Origin of the sequence: Sphingomonas azotifigens NBRC 15497, assembly GCF_002091475.1 — a bacterium.
Classification (GTDB): Bacteria; Pseudomonadota; Alphaproteobacteria; order Sphingomonadales; family Sphingomonadaceae; genus Sphingomonas; species Sphingomonas azotifigens.
The window spans coordinates 279,380-302,573 of the sequence record NZ_BCTR01000001.1 but is presented as its reverse complement, the minus strand read 5'-3'; the positions used below and the strand labels follow the sequence as shown (position 1 = coordinate 302,573).

The 23,194-nt window shown below is 70.0% G+C and carries 18 protein-coding genes; 12 read left to right on the top strand and 6 right to left on the bottom strand.

Translation table 11 applies throughout. The annotated features are described in order from the left end of the window. Positions 1-113: 113 nt before the first annotated feature. The 6 genes from SAZ01S_RS01240 (at position 114) to SAZ01S_RS01215 (ending at position 4,895) form a co-directional block, all read left to right on the top strand. A complete protein-coding gene (locus tag SAZ01S_RS01240) occupies positions 114-1,025 on the top strand; it encodes an ABC transporter ATP-binding protein (RefSeq protein ID WP_084579219.1) in 912 nt (303 codons plus the stop codon). Further along, positions 1,022-1,774: an ABC transporter permease gene (locus tag SAZ01S_RS01235; protein WP_084579217.1), complete on the top strand. Its 753-nt coding sequence runs from the start codon at positions 1,022-1,024 to the stop codon at positions 1,772-1,774. The genes SAZ01S_RS01240 and SAZ01S_RS01235 overlap by 4 nt, the downstream gene beginning before the upstream one ends. Continuing rightward, on the top strand, positions 1,771-2,865 hold the full coding sequence (locus tag SAZ01S_RS01230; RefSeq protein ID WP_139809874.1) for a sensor histidine kinase: 1,095 nt from the start codon (positions 1,771-1,773) through the stop codon (positions 2,863-2,865). Before SAZ01S_RS01235 ends, SAZ01S_RS01230 begins: the two co-directional genes overlap by 4 nt. Continuing rightward, entirely contained in the window at positions 2,862-3,473 is a 612-nt protein-coding gene (locus tag SAZ01S_RS01225; RefSeq protein ID WP_084579213.1) for a response regulator transcription factor, read from the top strand. Before SAZ01S_RS01230 ends, SAZ01S_RS01225 begins: the two co-directional genes overlap by 4 nt. A gap of 60 nt (positions 3,474-3,533) precedes the next feature. Further along, positions 3,534-3,926 carry a DUF4174 domain-containing protein gene (locus SAZ01S_RS01220; RefSeq protein WP_084579211.1) on the top strand — a complete coding sequence of 131 codons (393 nt, stop codon included), beginning with the start codon at positions 3,534-3,536 and terminating at the stop codon, positions 3,924-3,926. Between the two features lie 123 nt (positions 3,927-4,049). Further along, the gene (locus tag SAZ01S_RS01215) at positions 4,050-4,895 is read left to right on the top strand and encodes a hydroxypyruvate isomerase family protein (RefSeq protein ID WP_084579209.1); all 846 of its coding nucleotides are present in this window, start codon (positions 4,050-4,052) and stop codon (positions 4,893-4,895) included. A 42-nt stretch (positions 4,896-4,937) separates the two neighbouring features. On the opposite strand, the gene SAZ01S_RS01210 is transcribed toward SAZ01S_RS01215, so the two are convergent. Beyond that, on the bottom strand, positions 4,938-6,995 hold the full coding sequence (locus SAZ01S_RS01210) for a M13 family metallopeptidase (protein ID WP_084579207.1): 2,058 nt from the start codon (positions 6,993-6,995) through the stop codon (positions 4,938-4,940). A gap of 141 nt (positions 6,996-7,136) precedes the next feature. On the opposite strand from SAZ01S_RS01210, the gene SAZ01S_RS23470 reads away from it, so the two are divergent. Together SAZ01S_RS23470 and SAZ01S_RS01200 are read left to right on the top strand one after the other, a co-directional pair. Then, positions 7,137-8,219: a helix-turn-helix domain-containing protein gene (locus tag SAZ01S_RS23470; protein WP_167693024.1), complete on the top strand. Its 1,083-nt coding sequence runs from the start codon at positions 7,137-7,139 to the stop codon at positions 8,217-8,219. Positions 8,220-8,310: 91 nt separating this feature from the next. Continuing rightward, entirely contained in the window at positions 8,311-9,810 is a 1,500-nt protein-coding gene (locus SAZ01S_RS01200) for a DUF4403 family protein (RefSeq protein WP_084579315.1), read from the top strand. Here SAZ01S_RS01200 and SAZ01S_RS01195 read toward each other — a convergent pair. Next, positions 9,781-10,878, bottom strand: a complete 1,098-nt coding sequence (locus SAZ01S_RS01195) for a lactonase family protein (protein ID WP_084579205.1) — start codon at positions 10,876-10,878, stop codon at positions 9,781-9,783. The two genes, SAZ01S_RS01200 and SAZ01S_RS01195, sit on opposite strands and share 30 nt — an antisense overlap. A gap of 88 nt (positions 10,879-10,966) precedes the next feature. On the opposite strand from SAZ01S_RS01195, the gene SAZ01S_RS01190 reads away from it, so the two are divergent. Then, positions 10,967-11,947 (top strand): SDR family oxidoreductase, encoded by a 981-nt coding sequence (locus SAZ01S_RS01190; protein ID WP_084579203.1) that lies wholly within the window; start codon positions 10,967-10,969, stop codon positions 11,945-11,947. Positions 11,948-11,969: 22 nt separating this feature from the next. Here SAZ01S_RS01190 and SAZ01S_RS01185 read toward each other — a convergent pair whose 3' ends face one another. After that, the gene (locus tag SAZ01S_RS01185) at positions 11,970-13,922 is read right to left on the bottom strand and encodes an energy transducer TonB (protein WP_084579201.1); all 1,953 of its coding nucleotides are present in this window, start codon (positions 13,920-13,922) and stop codon (positions 11,970-11,972) included. 97 nt (positions 13,923-14,019) lie between these two features. Here SAZ01S_RS01185 and SAZ01S_RS01180 point away from each other — a divergent pair, with 97 nt between their 5' ends. The 3 genes from SAZ01S_RS01180 (at position 14,020) to SAZ01S_RS01170 (ending at position 17,582) form a co-directional block, all read left to right on the top strand. Continuing rightward, positions 14,020-14,421 carry a TlpA family protein disulfide reductase gene (locus SAZ01S_RS01180; RefSeq protein ID WP_084579199.1) on the top strand — a complete coding sequence of 134 codons (402 nt, stop codon included), beginning with the start codon at positions 14,020-14,022 and terminating at the stop codon, positions 14,419-14,421. Positions 14,422-14,535: 114 nt separating this feature from the next. Further along, on the top strand, positions 14,536-16,203 hold the full coding sequence (locus SAZ01S_RS01175; RefSeq protein ID WP_084579197.1) for a DUF1800 domain-containing protein: 1,668 nt from the start codon (positions 14,536-14,538) through the stop codon (positions 16,201-16,203). An 11-nt stretch (positions 16,204-16,214) separates the two neighbouring features. After that, a complete protein-coding gene (locus tag SAZ01S_RS01170; protein WP_084579195.1) occupies positions 16,215-17,582 on the top strand; it encodes a DUF1501 domain-containing protein in 1,368 nt (455 codons plus the stop codon). On the opposite strand, the gene SAZ01S_RS01165 is transcribed toward SAZ01S_RS01170, so the two are convergent. From SAZ01S_RS01165 to SAZ01S_RS01155, 3 genes are read right to left on the bottom strand one after another with little or no spacing between them, the layout of a single operon-like run. Continuing rightward, on the bottom strand, positions 17,579-19,909 hold the full coding sequence (locus SAZ01S_RS01165) for a glycoside hydrolase family 95 protein (RefSeq protein ID WP_084579193.1): 2,331 nt from the start codon (positions 19,907-19,909) through the stop codon (positions 17,579-17,581). The two genes, SAZ01S_RS01170 and SAZ01S_RS01165, sit on opposite strands and share 4 nt — an antisense overlap. A 32-nt stretch (positions 19,910-19,941) precedes the next feature. After that, positions 19,942-21,480 carry a glycoside hydrolase family 43 protein gene (locus tag SAZ01S_RS01160; RefSeq protein ID WP_174596065.1) on the bottom strand — a complete coding sequence of 513 codons (1,539 nt, stop codon included), beginning with the start codon at positions 21,478-21,480 and terminating at the stop codon, positions 19,942-19,944. After that, complete coding sequence (locus tag SAZ01S_RS01155; protein WP_084579189.1) at positions 21,480-23,126, bottom strand: glycoside hydrolase family 43 protein; 1,647 nt, start codon at positions 23,124-23,126, stop codon at positions 21,480-21,482. Before SAZ01S_RS01155 ends, SAZ01S_RS01160 begins: the two co-directional genes overlap by 1 nt. Between the last annotated feature and the right edge of the window lie 68 nt (positions 23,127-23,194).

Below are 23,194 nucleotides of genomic sequence, written 5' to 3'. Positions count from 1 at the left end.
GGGCGGCGGCGCGCGTCGCCCTGCCCGATGACATGCCGGGCGGGTGACATCTGTCACTGTGCGAACGCCTGCCTCCGCCGCAAAACAAGGTCGTTCTTCAAGGGAATCGACCGATGCCAGACGATCTCGCCGCCGTTGCCCAATTGTCGCAGGTATCGAAGCGGCTGGGTGGCAGAACCGTGCTTCCCGCGCTGGACCTCGTGCTTCGCGCCGGCGAAGTGACCGCACTGCTCGGCCCGAACGGCGCCGGGAAGACCACGTCGGTCGCGCTGCTGACCGGCCGGTTGGCGCCCGATGCGGGCAGCGCGACGCTGTTCGGCCTCGACCCGCGCCGCCCCGCCGCGCGGCGCCGGCTGGGGGTGATGCTGCAGAGCGCCGGGCTGCCCGACGTGCTGACGATCGGCGAGCTGGTGACGCTGCATTCCGGCTACTACCCCGATCCGCGACCGCTCGACGAAGTGCTGGCGCTTGCCGGGATCGGCGATCTCGCCGACCGCCGCTGCGGCACGCTTTCGGGCGGCCAGGCGCGGCGGGTGCAATATGCGCTGGCGATCTGCGGCCGCCCCGACCTGCTGGTGCTCGACGAACCGACCGCCGCGATGGACCGGGGATCGGCACGCACCTTGTGGAGCACGGTACGCGATCTCGCCGACAGCGGCGTCGCGGTGCTGCTGACCAGCCACGACCTTGCCGAGGCCGATGCGCTGGCCGACCGGGTGCTGGTGATGGAGGCCGGCCGGATCGTCGCCGACGATACCCCCGCGGCGTTGCGGGCGCGCGCAGGCGGATCGGTGATCCGTTGCCGCAGCCGCCTGGTGCCGCCCGCCGCGGCGCTGCTGCCGGCGGCGCGCGATGCGGCGATGGACGGGGCGGATCTGCGGATCGTCACCGCCGATGCGGCGGCCACCACCCGAGCGCTGCTCGATGCCGATCCCGAGCTTTCGGCATTGCGGATCGCCGATGCGACGCTCGAGGATGCAATCGCCGCGCTGCTGACGCCGACCGAGCAGAGGATCGCCGCATGACCGCCCTCGCCCTTCCCGACGGTGTCTGGCACCGCGAGGCGCTGACCGAGGTCAAGCGCAGCCTGCGCCTGCCGCAATTCCTACTGCCGACGGTGCTGACCCCGGCCGGCTTCTATGCGCTCTTCACGCTCGCCTTGCCGCACGATCCCGCGCCCGGCTTCGCCGCGGCGACGCTCGCCGGCTATGGCGTGTTCGCGGCGACCGGCCCGGCGCTGTTCGGCTTCGGTGCCGGCGTGGCGGTGGAGCGCGAACAGGGGCTGATCGAGCTCAAGCGCGTGTCGCCGATGCCCGCAGGGGCGTATGTGGCGGCCAAGCTGGCGGCGGCGATCGTCACCACCGCGTTCGCGCTGATGCTGATCGACGCCCTGTCGATCGTCGCCGGCGTCCGGCTGTCCCCTGCTACTTGGGCGCTGCTGACCCTGCTCCATCTCGCCTCGGCCGTTCCGTTCGCGCTGATCGGCTTCGGCATGGGGATGCGGATGACCGCCAAGGGTGCGGTGGCGGTCGCCAACGCGCTGTTCCTCGGCTGCTCGGTGCTGGGCGGCCTGTGGGTGCCGAGCCGGCTGCTGCCCGGGTGGATGCAGATGGTGGGTGCCTGGACGCCCTCCTATCATCTCGGCCAGCTCGCGCGGTGGATTATCGGCGCCGACACGATCGGCACGCCCGGGATACACGGCGCGGCGGTGCTGGCGATGACGGTCGCGGGGGCGGCCTGGGCCTGGACCGGCTGGCGGCGCAGTCCCGCTTGACCGCCCGGCCCGACATCCACGAAGCTGGCGCCATGCAGACGCCCTATGATCGATGGCGCGACGTTCGCTGGCCGTGGCTCGCCTATCTGATCTTCGTGCCGTTCCCGTGGCTGTGGGCCAAGCCGAGCGCCGCGACCATCCTGTGCGCCGCGGTGGCTATCGGCACCTTCCTGCCGATCTATTTCATCGCCTTCCGGCTGCGTGGATGGCGGCTGCTGGTGACGGCCGGGGCGATGCTGGCGATCAGCGTGGCGGTGGCACCGCTCCCGCTGGGCTGGACGACCTTCGCGATCTACGGCGCGGCGACGATCGGTCGGGTCGCGCCGCGCCGCCAGGCCCTGCTGGGGACCGCCGCCATCGCTATTGTCGTTGCGGTGACGGGAATCGTGCTTGGGCAACCCGTGCTGTGGTTCGCCCCCGGCGTGCTGTTCGTGGTGATGACCGGTGTGCTGACGGTGTCGCAGACCGCCTTTGTCGAGCGGACCCAGGCGCTGCTCGCAACGCAGGAGGAAGTGCGCCGCCTTGCCGGCACCGCCGAGCGCGAGCGGATCACCCGTGACCTGCACGACGTGGTCGGACGGACGCTGACCCTGGTGGCGCTCAAGGCCGATCTGGGCGTGCGGCTGATCGACCGCGATCCCGCGACGGCCAAGGCGGAGCTGGAGGCGATCGCGGCGGCGGCGCGCTCGGGGCTGGCCGAGGTGCGGGCGGCGCTCACCGGGCAGCTGGGCGGCACGCTGGCGACCGAGGCGGCGGCGTCGCTCGCTGCGCTGGAGACCGCGGGGATCGAGCCGATCGTCACCGGCGACCCCGGCACCGTGCCGGCCGATGCGGGTGCGATCCTGGCGATGACGCTGCGCGAAGCCGTCACCAACGTGATCCGCCATGCCGGCGCCCGGCGCTGCGCGATCGGTTTCGAGGCGGGCCCGGGCAATGCGCGGCTGGTGGTGCAGGATGACGGCGTCGGCCTGTCCTTCCGCGAGGGCAATGGGCTGCGCGGCATGCGCCAGCGGCTGACCGCGGCGGGCGGGCGGCTGGAGCTGCGGGCGCTCGGGCCCGGGACCCGCCTCGAGGCGAGCGTCCCGGCATGAGCGCGATCCGGATCGTCCTTGCCGAGGACCAGACGCTGGTGCTTGGGGCAATCGCCGCGCTGCTGGCGCTCGAGCCCGATTTCGCCATCGTCGGTCGCGCTGCCGATGGCGATGCGGCGCTGGCGCTGGTGCGGACGCTGCAGCCCGACATCCTGCTCACCGACATCGAGATGCCCGGGCGCACCGGGCTCGATTGCGCACAGGCGCTGGCGGCGGAACGGGCGCGGACCTCCGTGATGATCGTCACCACCTTCGCCCGGCCGGGCTATCTCGCCCGCGCGCGGGCGGCCGGCGTGCGCGGCTATCTGCTCAAGGACGCGCCGATTGAATCGCTCGCGGCGGCAATCCGCACGGTAGCCGCCGGCGGCCGGGTAATCCCGGCCGAACTCGCCGCCGCCGCCTGGGAAGCCGGCAGCGATCCGCTGACCGACCGCGAGCGCGATGCGTTGCGCCTCGCCGAGGAAGGCCTGTCCAACAAGGACATCGCCAGCCGCCTGGGCCTGTCCCCGGGCACCGTGCGCAACTACCTGTCGGACGCGGCGGCCAAGCTGGGCGCGGCGAACCGGATCGAGGCAGGCCGCACAGCGCGGGCCAATGGCTGGCTTTGATCGCGAAGGTCGGCGGCGCGGCGACGAAACATCGTGCCGGCCGGGGCGTTGTGGAACTTGATGGTGCTCCACCCGCTCCTCCTCTTGTCGCTGCTGGCGGCGCCGGCCACCGACGTCGCCGCGATGCGGTGGGAGAAGCGCGTGCTGCTCGTCCGCGCATCCGGTGCGCACGATCCATCGCTGCTGGCCCAGCGCCGGATCCTCCAGCGCTGGCGGACCGGTGCGGCCGAGCGCGATCTCGTTCTCGTCGAAGTGCAGGGCGAGACGGTAGTGGGCGCTAGCGACACCGCGGCGCGGCTGCGCCGGCGCTACCGCCTGCCCGACACCGGCTTCATGGTCGTCCTGATCGGCAAGGATGGCGGGGTGAAGCTGCGCCAGTCCCGGCCGATCGCTGCCGCCGCGCTCGAGGAAACGATCGACGCCATGCCGATGCGGCGCAGCGGCAAGCGTTAGGGGCCCCGGCGCGCGAGCGCCGATCGCGCTTGCTGGCGCCGTCGTTCCTGGCCTAGCCTGTTCGAGGACGCGGCTGCACCGCGCCGCACGTCGCCCCGGCGCGTGCCATGCAGGAGAGACAGCATGATCACGCGGCGCCATGCCATCGCTTCGTCGCTTGCGGCATGGGCAACTGCCGGGATGGCGGCGGCCCCTGCCCTCGCCGCCGCCGGCCGGCTGAAGCAGTCGGTGAGCCGCTGGTGCTATCAGGACATGCCGCTCGATGCCCTGTGCGCCGCCGCCGCGAAAATCGGGCTGCAGGGAATCGATCTGCTGCAGCCCGCCGATTATGAAACGCCGCGCCGCTACGGCCTGCGCTGCACCATGGGCTATGCCGCGGACGTCATGACGATCCCCAACGGACTCAATCGCCGCGAGAATCACGCGGCGATCGAGCAGGCCTTCCGGACCGGCATCCCCCAGGCCGCAAAGGCCGGCGTGCCCAACGTCATCGCCTTTTCGGGCAACCGCCGCGGCATGTCGGACGCGGAGGGTGCCGAAAACACCATTGCCGGGCTCAACCGCCTCAAGCCGATCGCCGAGGACCACGGCGTGACGATCTGCGTCGAGCTGCTCAACAGCAAGCGCGACCATCCCGACTATATGGCGGACCACACCGCCTGGGGCGTTCGCGTCGCGCGCGCGGTCAATTCGCCGCGCGTCAAGCTGCTCTACGACATCTACCACATGCAGATCATGGAAGGCGACCTGATCGCCACGATCCGCGAGAGCCTGCCCTGGATCGGTCATTTCCACACCGGCGGCGTGCCCGGGCGGCACAATTTGGACGCGACGCAGGAGGTCAACTGGCGCGCGGTGGCCCGCAGCATCGCCGACCTGAACTTCACGGGCTATGTCGCGCACGAGTTCGTGCCGCAGGGCGATCCGCTGACTGCGCTGGCGGAAGCGGTGCGGATCTGCACCGTCTAGGCTCGACGCCTCGCCGGGACCGGCCCGGCGAGGCGCAGTGCATCACCAGATGCGGACGCGCTTCTCGGGGGTGAGGTACAGCTTGTCGCCCGGGGCCGGCTTGAACGCGCCGTACCAGGGATCCATGTTGCGGACGACCCAGGTGCGCTGCTCGGACGGTGCGTGCGGATCGGTGAGCAGGCGCTGGCGCAGGTTCGCCTCGCGATAGTTGCGCCGCCACACCTGTGCCCAGCCGAGATAGAAGCGCTGGTCACCCGTGGTGCCGTCGATCACCGGTGCCGGCTTGCCGCCGAGCGACTTGATATAGGCATCGTGCGCGACCGAGAGGCCGGCCAGATCGGCGGTGTTCTCGCCCAGCGTCAGCCGGCCGTTGACGTGCATGCCCGGCAGCGGCGTGTAGGCGTCGTATTGTGCGGCGAGCGCGTCGGTGCGCTGCTTGAACGCGGCGACGTCGGCGGGCGTCCACCAGTCGGTCAGGCGGCCTTCCTTGTTGTACTTGGCGCCCTGGTCGTCGAAATGGTGGCTCAGCTCGTGGCCGATCACCGCGCCGATGCCGCCATAGTTGATCGCCGGATCGGCCTTGGGATCGAAGAAGGGCGGCTGCAGGATCGCCGCCGGGAAGACGATCTCGACCATGCCGAAATTGGCATAGGCGTTGATCGTCATCGGGGTCATGCCCCATTCCCAGCGCTGCAGCGGCTTGCCGAGATGGCCGACATTGTCCTGAAACGCCCATTCGTTGGCGCGCTGGGCGTTGCCGAATGCGTCGCCGGCGACGATCTTCAGCGCCGAATAGTCGCGCCAGCGATCGGGATAGCCGATCTTCGGGGTGAAGGCGGCGAGCTTCTCGTGCGCCTTCACCTTGGTTTCGGGCGCCATCCAGTCGAGCTGGTCGATCCGCGCGTCCATCGCGGCGATCACGTTCTTCACCAGCCGGTCGGCCGCCGCCTTGGTTTCGGGCGGGAAGAACTTGGCGACATAGATCTTGCTGACGTCGTCCGAGAGCGCGCCGGTGGTGAAGCCCACCGCCCGCTTCCAGCGGACCTGCTGCTCGGGGGTGCCCGACAGCGTGGTGCCTTCGAAGGCGAAGACTTCCTTGTCGATCGCGCTGGGCAGGACGTCCGAATAGCTGCTCAGCGAGCGGACGATCAGCTGGTCGCGCAGCACCGCGATGGGGGTCGTGGCAACCAGCTTGGCGATGCCCGCCACCGCGCTCGGCTGGGCGACGATCACGCTGTTCACCGGCGCCCCCATTCCCTTGAAGAAGGCCGCGAAATCAAAGCCCGGCGCCTGCTGCGCGAGCTGGGCGACGCTGAGCTTGTTATAGGTCTTGTTGGCGTCGCGGCTGTCCGCGCGCGTCCAGCTGACCTTGGCGATCTCGGTCTCGAAGGTAACGATCGCCGCCGCGCGGGCGGCGGCATCGGGCTCGCCGAGCAGCGTGAGCAGGTTGGTCAGGTGCTTGAGATAGGCCGCCTTGGTCTCGGCAAGCTTCGCATCGGTGGAAAGATAATAGTCGCGGTCGGGGAGACCGAGGCCGCTCTGCGCCATGCTCAGCGCATAGATCTCCGGCTCCTTGTCGTCCTGGCCCACATAGGCGCCGAACGGGACCTGTACGCCGTTGCGCGCGGCCTGGGCATAAAGCGCGGGCAGCGCGTCCTTGCTGGTCACGCCCTTGATCTGGTCCAGCCACGGCTTGATCGGCGCGAGGCCCTTGGCATCGATCGTCGCGGTGTCGAGATAGGTGGCATAGGCGGTGCCGATCTTCGAGCCGGCCTTGGCCTTCTCGGCTTCCAGGATCGCGTGCGTCCGCTCCTTCGACAGGTCGTCAAGCAGGTTGAACGCGCCGTAATTGGACTGGTCGGCAGGGATCGGCGTGTTCTTGGCCCAGCTGCCATTGGCATAGGCGTAGAAGTCGTCGCCCGGGCGCACCGAGCGATCCATGCCGCCGGTGTCGAAGCCATAGCTGCCATAGGCCGGCTTGTCCGCAGACGCTGGGGCCGGCGTCGTCGTCTGCGCGGAGACCGCGGTCAGGCCGTACAGCGCAGCCCCGAGCAGGATCGGCGAACCGAAGACGGTGGTAGCAAGCAGCGTACGGCGCATGGGGACTCCTGGGAAAGATTATGTCGCTGTCTTAATCGATCACTACGCAGCGTCAACGCGCTTGGCGGTGCTCGTCGCGCTGCCAGCCTCGACCCCGCAGCCGCCTTGCGCTCGGCACAATTTTGCGCTTGCTGGAACATCGTGAGCGTTTCGCAGCCAGAATCATCCGGATCGATTGGTGCGGGCGCGCCGGTAGCGCGGTTCGACGTGTCGAACACGCCGCCCGCGCTGCGCTTCGACCGGTATGCGGAATCGATCGATCCGATCTTCGACGTTCGGCGCGACGCGGTGGCGGCCGACTTCAGCGTCGGACTGGAGGCGTTCAACGCCGGGGCCGTGCTGATCGGCCGATCCCGCATGTGGGGCGCCGAGTTCCGCTATGAGCGCAGCGCCCAGAAGGTCGCGCAGAGCGGCGTCGAGGCGGTGCTGGTGCAGATCATCACCCGCGGCGGCGATACGCGCCTGCATGACGGCGAAGCGATCGCGACCCGCCCCGGCGACATCTGCATCGCCGACATGACCCGGCCGTTCGGCACCCGCACCGATGGCTGCGAGAATATCAGCATGATCGTCCACCACGGTGCGCTGGGGCTTGGCGAGCCGCATCTCGACCGGCTGCACGGGGTGGTGCTGCCGCGCGACTCGCTCGCCGCGCAGCTGCTGGGCCAGCATGCCCGGATGCTCGTCGACCAGCTGCCGCAGGCGAGCCAGGAGGAGGCGCTGGCGGTAGCGCGTGCCACCGGGCTGATGCTCGGCGGCCTGCTCGCGCCGGTCGCCGAGGAGCGGGGTCCAAGGGCGCCCGTCGCGGTGGCGGCGCTGTTCCGGATCAAGCGCTTCATCCGCGCCAACCTCGCCCATCCCGAGTTGGGCCCGGACATGGTCGCGCGGGCGATGGGCATGTCGCGTGCGTCGCTGTACCGCGCCTTCGCGCCGCTCGGCAGCGTCGGCGACTTCATCCGCCGGCAGCGGCTGGAGCGGGTACTGAGCGACCTGGCGGATCCGGGGCAGCGCGGCAAGTCGATCGCCGAGATCGCCTATGGCTGGGGCTTTGCCGACTGGTCGACCTTCTCGCGCGCGTTCAAGGCGGCGTTCGGGATGACGCCCAGCGAGGCGCGCGGCGGCACCGCCCCGCTTGCCCTGCCCGCGCAGACGGCGGCGCCCGCCGGCGAGGTCCTGCTGCCCCACTGGATCCGCACGATGGACATGCTGCGCCTGCCCGGCTGAGGCGCGCGTGCGACTTCTGCGCCGTTCGGAACGCATCCGCCTCCCGGGCGGTTCTGGTCCCTTGTTCCGGAAAGGCAACAAGGGGAAGGCGATGCGCGGACGGTTCTGGTCGGCGGGCATGCTGGCGTTGGCGCTGACCGCCTGTTCGGGCGATCGCGGCGGCGGTGCGCCGCCGCGCGCCAAGGATCGCATCCAGGTCACGCCCGAACTCTCCACCCTCACGCTGCCGCTCGAAGCCAATCTCGACGATCTCGCCGCGACGCTGGAGCGCGCGGTACCCCACCGCCTCTGGGGCATCGATGCCCCGGACCAGCCCTGCGTGCCGTCGAAGAAGCTGGACCTCGGCATCGCCAAGCTGAAGACGCCGACGATCACGTGCCGCATCGTCGGCGAGGTGACCCGCGGCCGGATGACGATCGGCGGCAGCGGCCAGACCATCCGGCTGGCCATGCCGCTCCATGCCGTGGTGCGCGCCGAGGATATCGGCGGCGTCCTCAAGCGCGAGACCGCGACCGCGGACGCGATGGCGCACGCGGTGATCCACCTCGCGCTCGGGCCCGACTGGAACCCGCGCGGCAGGATCGCGATCGACTATGCCTGGGCCGATGCCCCGCATGTCGACATCCTCGGCCAGCGCATCGAGTTTACCGACAAGGCGGACGAGAAGCTCGCGCCGGTCATCGCCAGTCTGGAGCGCGAGCTGCCGGGCGAACTGCAGAAGCTGGGCGTCCGCGCGAAGATCGATGCGGCCTGGCGCTCGGCGTTCACGACGCTGTCGCTCAACCGCGAGAACCCGCCGGTGTGGATGCGGGTGACGCCGAAGCAGCTGCGCTATGGCGGCTATGCGATCGCCGGCAAGCGGCTCGAACTGCGGCTCGGCATGGAAGCGACCACCGAGACGTTCGTAGGCCCGCGCCCCGCCGATCCGGCGCCGACGCCGCTCCCGCCGATGCAGCCGTTGCAAGGATCGATCGGCAAGGTCTCGCTGTTCCTGCCGGTGATTGCCGACTATCGCGAGCTGGAGCCGGTGCTGATGAAGGCGCTGGTCAAGCGCCAGGCGCGGCCGTTCCAGGTGCCCGGGGTCGGTGCGGTGCGGGCGAATTTCGAGCGCGCGACGATCTATGGCACCAAGGGCGGGCAGATGGCGGTCGGCCTGCTCTTCTCGGCCGAAGATGCGGCCGGGCGGATCGGGCGGACGCGGGGCACGGTGTGGCTGACCGCGACGCCGGTTAACCTGCCCAATTCCCGCCGCGTCGACTTCCAGAATCTGGGGGTCAGCGGCACCACCGACATGACCGGCGGCGACCTGATCCTCCAGCTGATGAACGCGCCCGGGATGAGCAGCTTCATCGCCGCGGCGCTGACCCAGAATTTCGAGCGCGACTATGCCGAGCTGCTCGGCAAGGTCAGCCGCGCGATCGCCAGCCGCCGCGAGGGCGTGCTGCGCATCGACGCGACGATGGAGCGGACCCGGACGGGCACGCTCCAGGCCTCGGGGCAGGGGCTGTATCTGCCGGTCTGGGCCGAGGGCAGTGCCGCGGTGCGGCTGGCGGGGCCGACCTCAGGCGGAGAGAAACACCACGCCCGGTAGCGCCACGCCCTTGGCGGCGGTGCCGAGACGACCATCGGCGCCGATCGCCAGCCGGGCGATGTTGCCGGAGCGCTCGTTGGCGACGAGCATCTCGCGGTCGCCCTCGCGGAGCAGGAACAGCCGCGGCCAATGGCCGCCGCAGCCGGCGTGCTGGAGCGGCGTGAGCCCACCGTCGGGCTGAATCGCGAACACCGCGATGCTGTCATGCCCGCGGTTGGAGAGGTAGAGCCGCGTGCCGGCTGCATTGACCGCGATATGCGCGGCGGCGGAAGTGCCGGTGAAGCCCTTGGGCAGCGTCGACAGCGTGGCGACCGCGGTGAAGCGCCCGTCGGGAAGCGCACGGAGCACCGTCACCGTGTTGGCAAGCTCGGTGACGAGATAGGCGATCGGCAGCCTGGGATGGCGGGCGAGATGGCGCGGGCCGGCGCCCGGCTCGGTACGGTAAGCGATGCTGGTATCGACCGTGCCGGCGGTGCCCAGCCGATGGAGGAACACCGCGTCGGCACCCAGGTCGACCGAATGCAGCCGGTCGCCGTTCCCCGCGAAGCCGACCCAATGCGCGTGCGGCCCCGCCTGGCGCTCGCGGTTGGGGCCGCTGCCCTCGTGCTGGATGCGGCGTGCCTCGCCGACCAGGCGGCCGGTGCGGTCGAGATCGAACAGCGCGACGCTGCCGCTCGAATAATTGGCGATCGCCAGCCGTCGGCCGTCGGCGGAGAGCGCCGCATGGCATGGGTCGGCACCCAGCGTCGAGGCGGCGCCCAGCTTGGCGAGCCCCGCCGAATAGATGCCGACGCTGCCCTGGGTCTGCTCGTCGAGTAAGTACCGCACACCCGTTGTCGCCGATCGGACGCCGAACGAGGCGTTGCGGATCTCCGCATGCGCCGCCCCCGCCTGCCAGCCCGCGGGGCCGCGGGTGAGCGGCACCAGGCCGGGGCCCTTTTCGTTCGCATAGGTGCCGGCGATCAGGCGCTCGCCGGTACGGGCGAGCAGCGTCGTCGGGCAGGTGCCGACTGCGACGGCGGCGCCGACCAGCGCACGGCGCGTCAGCGGGGGGACAGAGATGGTCATATCCTATTGAAGCCTTTCGCTTTCTTGCCGTCAACGCTGAACCTTTGCGGCCGCCGCGCGCTGAACCCGCGCAACAGGGAGCAGCGTCATGACCGATCAACCGAGCCGCCGCGATCTTCTGAAGGGTGCCGCTGCCGCCGGCGCTGCTACTGCCGCCGGACCGGCGCTGGCGCAAGCCGCGAGCGGCAGCCCGGCGCCCGACCCGCAGACCAAATTTACCGACAAGCCGTTCCCCGAGCAGCGCCAGAAATGGCCGGCGCTCCAGCGCGAGATGACCCCGGTGCCCGATTGCGGCGAGCGCAGCTATCGCGGCTCGGGCAAGCTCGCCGGCCGCAAGGCGCTGGTGACCGGCGGCGATTCCGGTATCGGCCGCGCCGCGGTGATCGCCTTTGCCCGCGAGGGGGCCGATGTCGCGATCAACTATTTCCCGAGCGAGGAGCCGGACGCGCAGGACGTCGCCAAGCTGCTGCGCGCCGAAGGGCGCAAGGTGGTGCTGCTGCCCGGCGACCTGACCGACCAGGGCTTCTGCGTCGATCTCGTCGGCCGCGCCAACCGCCAGCTCGGCGGGATCGACATTCTGGTCAACAACGCCGCCTATCAGCAGTCGAAGAACTCGATTGCCGAGATCAGCTTCGAGCAGTTCGACCGGACGCTGAAGACCAACCTCTATGCGATGTTCTGGATCACCAAGACGGCGATCCCGCTGATGAAGCCGGGTGCGGCGATCATCAACACTGCCTCGGTGAACTCGTTCGCGCCGGAGAAGGAACTGCTCGACTACGCCACCACCAAGGGCGGCATCGCGATCTTCACCAAGGCGCTGGCCAAGCAGCTCGCCAAGCAGGGCATACGGGTCAACGCGGTGGCGCCGGGGCCGATCTGGACGCCGCTCCAGGTCGCGGGCGGCCAGCTGCCGGGCAAGATGGGCGAGTTCGGCCAGGACACACCGCTCGGGCGCGCCGGCCAGCCGGCCGAACTGGCCCCGCTCTATGTCGCGCTGGCCTCGAGCGAGTTCAGCTACACCGACGGCAGCGTGTTCGGCGCGAACGGCGGTACCGGCGCGGTGTGACCGCGCCGGTCAGCCCGCGCGATCAAATGCCGATCCGGAAGCTGATCGGCGCATCCTCGGCGGTGCAGGCGACCCCGTCTTCCGGACGATAGCTGCTGGTGTAGCGAAACGACTTGGCGACGCCGGTGGCGGCGTCGTCGAACACGAAGGCCGGATAGGCGCTCACCACCCTAGGGGCGATCGTCCGGCCATCGGTGGCGACGTCGAACTCGGTACGCACCCAGCCTTCAAACCCCATCTGCTGCGCTTCCTTGGGGAAGGCGTTGGCGAGATTGCCGACCCCGCGCACCGCCGGCTTCAGGCCCAGCAATGCGCATTGGCGCGTGGTCAGTCCGGTTTGCGCAAAGGCCTGTTGGGCGGCCGCGAGATCGCCCTTCGACGCGGCAATGTTGGCGCGCTGGAGCAGCGCCGCAACCTTGAGCGGGTGACGCTCCGGCAGGCCCGGCGCTGCCACTACGTCGGCGAGCAGCGCATCGGCATCGGCAGGGCTGTGCCGGCGGAAGCCCGGCATCGAGAGGCGCAGCCGCAACGTTGCGGCCGCGAGCGGATCCGCCTGGAAGTCGGGGCGCGCCAGCAATGCCCGCAGCGCCGCCGCGGTGCCATGCTCGCCGCGCTCGGCATGCTCGATCGCGACATAGGCACGCGCGCTTGCCGGCGCGTGCAGCGCTTCGCTGAGCGTCACCGCTTCCGCGAGCAACGCCTTGCGGTCGGCCTCGCCGACGATGCTGTTTTCGCCGAGCGCCACCGCCGCGGCGAGCATGCCGGCGCGATCCTGCTTGGCCCGTGCCGCCGCCAGCGCCGCGCGCTCGAGCGGGGCCGCCTTGGCGTCGGGCATGTCGTGCCATCCGGTAGCGGCGACGCCCTGCGTCTCCAGCCAGTCGGCGAAGGCGGTGCGCAACGGCTGGTTCAGCCCCGGACGCTCGCTGCCGGTAGTGCAGCGCAGCTCCATGCGGGTGGTCCAGCGGAACATCGCCGGGATCGCACGCGCGTCTTCCGGCTTCCACGACCAGCCGGCGACGGCGCGGGCAAAGGCAACGGCGGCAGGGCGGCCCGCCGGGGTGTAGATCGGCAGCACGCCCTGGACGTGGCCGTCCTCGGCGAGCGAGAACTGGATGACTGCCATGTCCTCGGGTTTCAACCCGGTGGCCTCGCCGCAGGGCGGCAGTTCCATGTCGCGGGCGCGGGCGAACGGCGAATCGAGGAAGCGGCCAGCACCGGTATAGGCGAGATACTTGCGCGCGGAATCGCGATCATGGTTGAGATAGGCGGCGATGGCGAGGTCCGACCGCGTCGCCAGATCCGAAACGCCGACCTTGAGCGTCAGGCCGCCCTGCTTGCGCAGGCTGTCCTTGAGTTCGGCATAGGCCTGCTCCGCCTTGCCGGCGTTGAGCAGCGCGCGGGCATATTGGGTCTGCACCGCCGCCTGTGCCTTGCGGTCGAGCTGGGGATCGGCGGCGGCGATGCTGCGCGCCTCGGCGGCGTAGCGCACCCCCTCGCCGTCCTGATCGAACATCGTCACTTGCGACAGCGCCATCAGCGGCTGGACCCGATTGATGCCGGTCGTGCCTTCCAGCGCCAGCCGATACTCGGCGGCGGCGGCGGGATAATCGAACCGCAGCATGGCGATCCTGCCAAGCGCGAGATGCGCCTGCTGCACCTCCTCGGCAAAGCCGGCCTTGGCGGACAGCACCGGCAGTCCGCGCCGGATCGCCGCCTCGCCTTCTTCCGCGCGCTCGAGCTGTGCGAGGCAATAGCCCTTGCGCACGTCCACCGCGGCGCGGACAGTGGCGCTCGCCATCGCCTTGGCGTTCTTCTCGATCTCCTCGAAGGCCTGCACCGCCTCGCCGCACGCCCCGTCGGCCGCCGCCTTGGTCGCGCGATCGAACAGCTGCTGCAGCGTGGGCGCGGCGCCCGCGACTTGCGGCGTCGCCTGCGGACTAGTGCCCAGCAATAGCGCGAGAATCACCGCTTGCATTATGCTACTCCTCCCCCAGGAGACGAACTCAAATCACGATATGGGCACGATGTCGAGGCACCTGCGTGCGATCCTTCACAGGTTTTGGACGCGCCCGTTGCTTGCGCTGCTCTTGCTGGGCAGTCTGGCGGGCGCGGCCGAACCGCCGCGCTACCCGCCCGACAGCATCCTGCTGTTCGTCGCCGCCTGGTGCGCGCCGTGCCAGGGCGAGCTTGCCCGGCTCGCCGAGATCAGCCGCGCCGCCCGGCCGTTCCGGGTCCTCGTCGTGCCGTTCGATGACGGCAAGGGAACGCGCGCGATGCTCGATGCGGTGCCGGTGGCGCAACGCCTGGTCGTCGATCGCGCAACGCAGCGTCGGCTGGTTACGGAGGTCGAGCGCCGGAGCGCCGGCCTGCCGTTCAGCCTCGCAATTGACCAGGAGGGCCAGATTTGCGCCGCACAGGCCGCGTTGCTGGACGGCGCCGCGGCTGCGGCACTGGTGTCTGCCTGCCGGCGGTAACCTCGCATTAACCATAATCGCGAGCCGCAACTTAACCTTATCTCCTTAATAATAATCGCGTTTCCAGGCGCGATCGAAGGAGCCGGGGGTGTGTCTAGCGTAACGAAACGGGCCATGGCGGCGGCTGCCGCGATGGCGCTGGCGGCCCTTGCGGCCTGCGATGGTGGCGGCAGCGGCGGATCGGCCGGTGGCGGTCTGGTCTCGGCACCGCCGACCCCGACCCCCAGCCCGGCCGCCGTCGCCGCGCTCGACGACAGCGTACGGCTCGCCCAGCAGGCCAGCTTCGGCCCGACCGCGACGCTGGTCGATCGCATCCGCACGCTCGGCGTGAACGGCTGGCTCGACGAGCAGTTTGCGGCGACCGGCAGCACCTATGCCGATCTCGCCACCGATGTGCGGACGAACTTCTGCGCCACGGGCGACAATGCCTGTGCGACGATGCGCTTCTCGCGCACGCCGGTGGCGATGCGCTTCTATGCCGATGCGATGTCGGCGCCGGACCAGCTGCGGCAGCGCGTCGCCTTCGCGCTTTCCCAGATGATCGTCGCCTCGGAGGCGGCGGTGCGCTCGACGGCGGGCATCGCCGGGTTCAACCAGCTGTTCCTCACCTACGCCTTCGGCAATTACCGCGAGCTGCTGCTCGCGGTGACGATGAACGGCTATATGGGCGACTATCTCGACATGGCGGACAGCCGCAAGGGCACCCCGTCGGAGAATTATGCCCGCGAGTTCCTCCAGCTGTTCACCATGGGGCCGGACCAGCTGGCGATGGACGGCACCCTCCAGCGCGACGCAAGCGGCGGCCCGGTGCCCAACTACACCGCCGACGATATCCGCGAGGTCGCCCGCGCCCTCACCGGCTGGACCTATGCCCGGGTCGACAATGCGGCGATCACCGACGGGCAGGCGATCGCCTATGCGCAGCCGATGATCGCGGTCCCCAGCCGCTACGACGCCGCCGAGAAGCGCTTCCTCGGCACCAGCGTCGCCGCCGGAGCGTCGCAACAGGCGAGCGTGGCGGCGGTGATCGATGCCGCGTTCAACCATGCCTCCACCCCGCCCTTCGTCGCGCGGCACCTGATCACCCATCTCGTGACGCCCAACCCCTCGCCTGCCTATATCGGCCGGGTCGCCGCGGTGTTCGCCAACAATGGCAGCGGCGTGCGCGGCGACCTCAAGGCGGTCGTCCGTGCGATCCTCACCGATGCCGAGGCGCGCGGCGCGCGGGTCAACAACAGCGGCAAGCTCAAGGAGCCGGTGCTGGCGATGACCAGCCTGGCGCGTGCGATCGGCTTCACCACCGACGGCTATGTCTTCCAGAGCCGCGACGCGACGCTGGGGCAACCGGTGATGCGCGCGCCCTCGGTGTTCAACTTCTATCCCGATGACTATCCGATGCCGGGGAGCGCGACGCTGCGCAGCCCGGCGTCGAAGCTGCTGACCAGCAACAACCAGCTGCGCTTCCACAACCTCGCCTATGACTGGACGGTGAGCGGCGACGCCACCCGCACCGAATATGCCGCCGTGGCCACCCTGCCCGGCACCTCGGGCTCGGCGCCGGCTTGGGCGGATTGGGAAGCCTTTGGCGACGATGTCGACGGCATGGTCGATCGCATCAACCTGCTGCTGTTCGCCAAGGCGCTGACCAAGGCGCAGCGCGATGCGCTCAAGGCCGCGGGTGTGGCGATCACCAACGCCGATCCCAAGCTGCAGGCCCGCAAGCGGGCGCAGATGATGCTCTATGTCGCGGCCACCAGCCCGATGTTCCTGGTCGATCGCTGAGGAATTTGCCCATGACGCTTTCCCGTCGCGATTTCGTTCGCCTCACCGCCGGCACCGGCGCGCTCGCCGCGCTGGGCCAGTTCGGCCGCACCGCCGCCATCGCCGCCCCCACCGGCAGCTACCGTGCCATGGTCGGGATCTTCCTGTTCGGCGGGAATGACGGCTGGAACATGGTGATCCCCACCGATGCCCGGCACAGCGCCTATCTGACCGCGCGCGGCAGCGTCGGCATCGCGCGCACCGCGCTCACGCCGCTGACCAACAGCGCCTATGCGCTGCACCCGGCGATGGCCGCGCTGCGGCCGGTCTGGGACGAGGGGTCGCTCGGGCTGGTGCTCAACACCGGCACGCTGTTCGCCCCGCTCACCAAGGCGACCTACCAGACCCGCGCCGATCTGCGCCCTGCCAATCTGATGAGCCATTCGGACGAGCAGGATCATTGGCAGGGCCTGCGCGCCCGTGAAGCGAGCCGCGACGGCTTTCTCGGCCGCATCGCCGACAAGATGCCAGGCGGCACGCTGCCGCCGGTGATGTCGCTCGCCGGCTCGACGGTGGCGGTGCTCGGGCGCCAGACGGCGCCGCTGATCCTGCCGACCGGCGGTCTGCCCGGCCGCAGCGGCTATAGCGCGGGCAGCAGCGCCAAGAACGCCGCGATCACCGCGCTCGCCACCAGCGCCGATGGCAGCGCGGTGCTGGACGGCGTCGCCCAGGCGATGACCACCAACTATGATCAGGCCGCCACCGCCAACACCATTCTCGCCGGCACCGCCGCGACCGACGCCTTCTTCACCAACCCGACGACCGGCGCGGCGCTGACCAGCGATCTCGCCAAGCAGCTGATGGTCGTCGCGCGGATGATCGCGGCACGCGGCACCCTCGGCCATGCGCGGCAGAACTTCCTGGTCAGCCAGGGCGGGTTCGACACCCATTCCAGCCAGGTCCAGGCCGGCAACACCGCCGCCGGGCTGCACGCCGGCCTGCTCGGCGACCTCGCCATGGCGATGGCGGGGTTCCACAAGGCGATGGGCTCGCTGGGCCTCGCCGCCAACGTCACCAGCTTCACGATGAGCGATTTCGGACGCACCTATCTCGGCAATGGCCAGGCGGGCACCGACCATGCCTGGGGCAGCAACCATCTGGTGATGGGCGGCGACGTCGCGCCGGGTGCGGTGCTCGGCCGCTATCCCGACCCCGTGCTCGGCGGTGCCGACGACATCACCAAGGAAGGCCGGTTCGTGCCGGGCGTGGCGCAGGAGGAATATCTCGGCGCGATCGCGCGCTGGCACGGCGTCGCCGATGCCGACCTGCCCTATGTCTTCCCCAACTGGTCGACCTGGAGCAGCGCCGGCCGCGGCCCGCTGGCGCTGTTCCGCAGCTAGCCGAGCTTCGGCCCCTCCAGCACGAGGCGGCGGCCGGCGACCAGCCGGACGGTGCGCCGCTCTCCACCGCATCGCACCTCGCGTGTGCCGCTCCGCTCGGGCAGCAGCACGGCACGGGCCAGGCGTCCGTCGCGCCAGTGGAGATCGACCGTGCAGGCGCCGCGGGCGCGCAGGCCGGTGGCGCTGCCCGTCGGCCAGGCTGTCGGCAACGCCGGGAGCAGCTCGATCGTGTCGCCCGCGCTGTAGAGCAGCATCTCGACAATCCCCGCCGCGCCGCCGAAATTGCCGTCGATCTGGAACGGCGGGTGCGCGTCGAACAGATTGGGATAGGTGCGCTCCGGCCCCAGCAGGAAGTTGAGGATGGCATGCGCGCGGTCCCCGTCGCGCAGCCGCGCCCAGAGGTTGATCCGCCAGGCCGTCGCCCAGCCGGTCGCGCGATCGCCGCGAGTCTCGAGCGAGCGCCGCGCCGCTGCAGCGAGATCGGGCGTGCCCGCGACGCTGATCTGGTGCGAGGGATAGAGGCCATAGAGGTGCGAGACGTGGCGATGCTGCTGTTCGGGGGCATCGGCGTCCCAGTCCTCCTGCCATTCCTGCAGCTGGCCCTGGCGGCCGATGCGATAGGGCGCCAGTCGGGCGGCGGCGGCGCGCAGCTCCGCGACCATGCCGGAATCGATCCCGAGGATCGTCGCCGCCTTTGCGGTCTGGGCGAACAGGTCGCGCAGGATCGCCATGTCCATCGTCGGCCCGGCGCACAGCGCGCCACCATGGCCATGCTGGTTCTCCGGGCTGATTGAGGGGTTGGTCACCAGATGGCCGGTGCGCGGATCCTGCACCAGCGTATCGAGGAAGAACCGCGCCGATCCGGCCATCAGCGGGTAGACCGAGGCGAGGAACGCTCGGTCGCGCGTATAGTCATACTGCTCCCACAGATGCGTGCAGAGCCAGGCTCCGCCGGTCGGCCACATGCCCCAGGCGGCGCCGTCGATCGGCGCGGTGGCGCGCCAGCCATCGGTGTTGTGGTGGCACACCCAGCCGCGCGCGCCGTACATCTCCCGCGCGGTGCGCGCGCCGGTGATCGCCAGTTCACGCACCAGCGTCACCAGCGGCGCGGCGCATTCGGTGAGGTTGGTGCTGTGGGCGGGCCAATAGTTCATCTCGGTATTGATGTTCACCGTGTATTTCGAGCCCCAGGGCGGGGCGAGGCTGTCGTTCCACAGCCCCTGCAGCGTCGCCGGCTGGCCGCCCGGCTGCGAGCAGGCGATCAGCAGGTAGCGAGCATAGGCGAAATAGAGCGCGGCGAGCGCCGGATCGGCGCGGGTCTGCGATTGCCGGACGCGCAGGTCGGTCGGCTCTGCCGCCGCTTCCGTCGTGCCGAGATCGAGGGTGACCCGCCGGAACAGCCGGCGATGCGCCGCGCTGGCATCGGCCGCGATCCGCTGGAACGACTTGCGCCGCGCCGCCGCCAGCGTCGCGGCCGTCAGCGCTTCGGGGTTGCCCGAGACATCGTCGAAGCGGCGGAAGCTGGTCGCCATGGCCAGCAACAGCGTCACTGAATCGGCGCCGCGGACGGCGATACCGTGATCGCTCGCCGCAACCCGGCCGCCCTCGGGCTGCACGAGCAGTCGTGCGGCGAAACGCAGGGCGCCGTCGACCCCTGCGGACGCGCCGTTATGGCCGGTCAGCAGCAGCTGGTCCGGGCTTGCCGCTGCCAGGGTGGCACCCGCATGCGGGCTGTCCAGCGCGAGATCGAGCTCGAGCTTGCCCTTGCCCGATGCCTCGATCCGCACCGCGATCAGCTGATCGGGCACCGAGGCGACCACCCGGCGCACATGCTCGACGCCGTTCGCGGTGAAGCGCGTCGTTGCGACTGCCGCATCCAGATCGAGCTCGCGGCGATAGCCCTGCGCGTCGCCCAGGCCCGGGGACCGCAGCAGGAGATTGCCGAGCGCCTGGTACGGCATCTGCGTCTTGGGGCGTCCGAGCAGCGCGTCGTTGGTCAGCGCCTCGGCCTCGGCAATCTTGCCGTCGAACACCAGGGCGCGGACCTTCGCAAGCGCCTCCCGGGCCTTCGGATTGACCGGATCATAGGGCCCGCCTGCCCACAGCGTCCCCTCGTTGAGCTGGAGCCGCTCGACATCGGTGCCGCCGAACACCATCGCGCCGAGCCGGCCGTTGCCGACCGGCAGCGCCTCGGTCCATTTGGTCGCGGGCTGCCGGTACCAGAGTAGCGGCGCCGCCGCCGGGGCCTCGGTTGCTGCTGCCTCCAGCGACAGCGCCATCGGGCCCGCGGCGAGCGCGGTCATGGTTTCGCGACGGGTCCAGTCCATGGCGATCCTCTCCAGTCGATGGCGTGCCCGTTCTAGAAGCGGGACAGCGTGAAGCGATCGATATCCAGTGCGCCGCCGTTCGTGCCCGGGTTGAAGCAGGACAATGCGAACTGTACGCCCTGGAAAGTGCCGCTCCGCCAGTCATAGACCAGCGGCACCGTGCCGCCGAGCGGGGTGAAGCGCCGGCCATCCTCGCTGTACGAGAGCAGCGCGGTCGCGGCGGTGAAGTCCATGTCGGTGCGCAGCCACAGGCGCGGCGCCCGGGTCGGGACCGTCGCCACGCGCACCTCGATCTTCGGCCCGCCGGCGGTGGATTCGGTGACCCGCATCGACAGGGCCCGGCTGCCGTCCGGCTGGCCGACCACCGCGATCTCGGCGCTGAACTTGCCGAAGGTGCCGAAGCCGCAGACATCGCCCGGCCGAATGCCGGCGGGATCGACCACGACTTCCCCGCGCGCGCGGGGCGCCTGCCCCTTCTGCACCAGCGTGTTGCGCGCCCACCAGAGCTGGTCGGCGGGCGCCGCGCGCAGCCGCAGCCAGCCGCGCCGGGCGGTAAGCGACCAATAGCGATCGAGCGGATTGTGGTTCCACTGCCACTGGCGGCCGAGCGTGGCGGCCGCGAAGTCGTCCGACGCGGGCGGTTCGAGGAAGCGACGGCCCTGGATCGGCTTGCGCGCCCGCTCGGGCACCCGGCCGGGCGCAGCGGGGGTGCCCCAGACCGGCCAGCCGTCGCGCCAGAAGACCGGGCTGATATTGGTGACGCGGCCGATCGGGCCGGAATCGCGCATCACGAATCCGACGTCGCGGCCATCGGCAAGGTCGACCAGCGCGCCCTGGTGACCGCCGGTGGTGTCGTCGATCTGCGGCCGGGTCTCCCATGGTCCGTCGAGCGTGCGCGCCCGCGAGACGGTCAGCGCGAGCTTGTTGGGGATCGAATTGAATAGATAATACCAGCCGTTGCGCTTGAGCAGCTTCGATCCCTCGGCACCCTTGTTGTAGTAGATCACCCGGCTGGCGGTGATCCGCGACAGGGTCTTGTCGAGCGTGTGGAGCGTGATCGTGCCGTCGGTGCCGATCGAGGTCAGCAGATAGACCTGCCCGTCATCGTCGAAGAACAGCGCGGGATCGAAGGCGGCGCGGTCGAGCGCGACATAGGTCCACGGCCCGCGCGGGCTGGTGGCGCGGTAGATGCGGGTGTTCTGCCGGATCGGCGTTACCGCCAGATAGAACATGCCGGCATGGTAGCGAAGGCTCGGCGCATAGACTCCGCCGCGATAGGCGCCGCCATCCTGCAGATCGAAGGCGGCGAGACCGTCGAGCCGGGGAATGACGTGGCTCAGGATGTCCCAGTTCACCAGGTCGCGCGAGTGGAGCAGCGTCAGCCCCGGCACATTGGCGAAGGTGGTGCTGGCGAAATAGAAGTCGCTGCCGACGCGGATGATGTCGGGATCGGGATAGTCGGCATTGAGCGGCGGGTTGCGATAGCTGCCGTCGCCCTGGTCCGAGCGCCAGACCTGCGCGGCGGCGGTGGCGGGCAGCAGCAGGGCGGCGGCGAGCAGTGCGCGCCGCATCACCGCGTCACCGCCATCGGGCCGATGATCGTGCCGACGAACCCGCCGGCTTCATGGGTGCTGAGGAAGCGGCCGTCGACGTCGTATTTCAGCGTCTTGAGGCCGCTGCCGGCGCGATAGTCGAACCGAATCTTGCCGCCGCGGAGGACCAGGGTCAGCGTCACCGGCGCCGTTCCCGGCAACGGGGTCGAGGCGACCAGCTGCTCCGCGCCCTTGATGGTGGTGTAGAGCGCCAGCGTTCGGGTGCCGGCCCTGCGGGTGAGCCCGAAGAACAGATGGTTCTGGTCGCTCTGCACCGCCGCGAGGCCGGCGCGATCGCCGTCCTTCACGGGCGTATAGCGCACCGTCACGCTGATATCGGCGTTGGCGTGCTGCTGGCGGCGGCCGACAAAGCCCGGCACCTGCTGCAGGTCCCCCAGCGGGGCACCCCTGGTGATCACCAGCGCGCCACGCTCGACCTTGTAGAAGGGCGTCTTGGGTGTGCGGATGCCGACCCACTGCATCGACAGGCGATTGCCGGCGAAATTGTCGACATAGCGGAAGTCGCCGCTGGTCGGCAGCGCCGGCGCGGCCTGCGTGGGAAGGTTGGGCGCCTTGCCGACCAGCGGCACCGGCGTGCCGTGCGGCAGGATCATCGGCCAGCCGTCCGCCCAGGTCACCGGCAGCAGGAAGGTCTCGCGGCCGGTGTTGTAGAAGTCGTCGGCATAGGGGCGCACGCCGAGGAAGGTCGCCCACCAGTCGCCCTTCTGGGTCTGCACCAGCGTCGCATGGCCGGTGGAGGTGACGGGGTCGGGCCGCTTGGGGTCGAGGTCGCGCTGGGTCAGGATCGGATTGCCGGCGAAGGGCAGATAGGGCCCGCGCAGCTCCTTCGATCGGAACACCACCTGCGAGTGGTTGACGCTCGTCCCGCCCTCGGCGGCGGTGAGATAGTACCAGCCGTCCTTCCTGAAGATATGCGGTCCCTCGATCCACACCGGCTTCCTGGCGATGTCGACGCCGCCGTTGATCAGCTGGGTGCTGGGGCCGACCATCTTGCCGGCGCGCCAGTCATATTCCTGGATCCAGATCGCGCGGTGGCCGTCATAGCGCGGCGGCTCGTCCGGCGCGCGGTTGTTGACGATATAGGCCCTGTCGCCTTCCCAAGTGATCGAGGGATCGATGCCCTCGAATGGCAGCCAGATCGGATCGGACCAGGGGCCGCGTGGATCCTTGGCGGTGATCACGAAGTTGCCGCGGCAGCCGACGCAGGTGTTGACGATGTAATAGGTGCCGGCGTGATAGGAAATGTCCGGTGCGAACACCGCCTGCGAGGTGCGCATGCCGGTGAAATCGAGCTGGCTCGGCCGATCGATCGCGTTGGCGATCTGCGTCCAGTGCACCAGGTCCTTCGAGTGGAAGATCGGGAGCCCAGGATAATGGGCGAAGGACGACAGCACGAGATAATAGTCGTTGCCGACGCGGGTGACCGAAGGATCGGGATAATAGCCCGACAGGATCGGGTTGCGATACTCGCCCGGTCCCGGCCTGGCCGACTCCATCGCATGCCCGACATAGCGGAAGTCGCTGAACCGCGCGGGCGCCTGGGCGAGTGCCGGCGCCGCCGCACTGGCCAGCATCGCCGCCACGACCATCGTCGAAATCTTCATCGCATCCCCTCGCATCCGCTTTTGCGGCATTGGCTTTTGGCGACCGTTCGCACCGGTGTCGGCGCGAA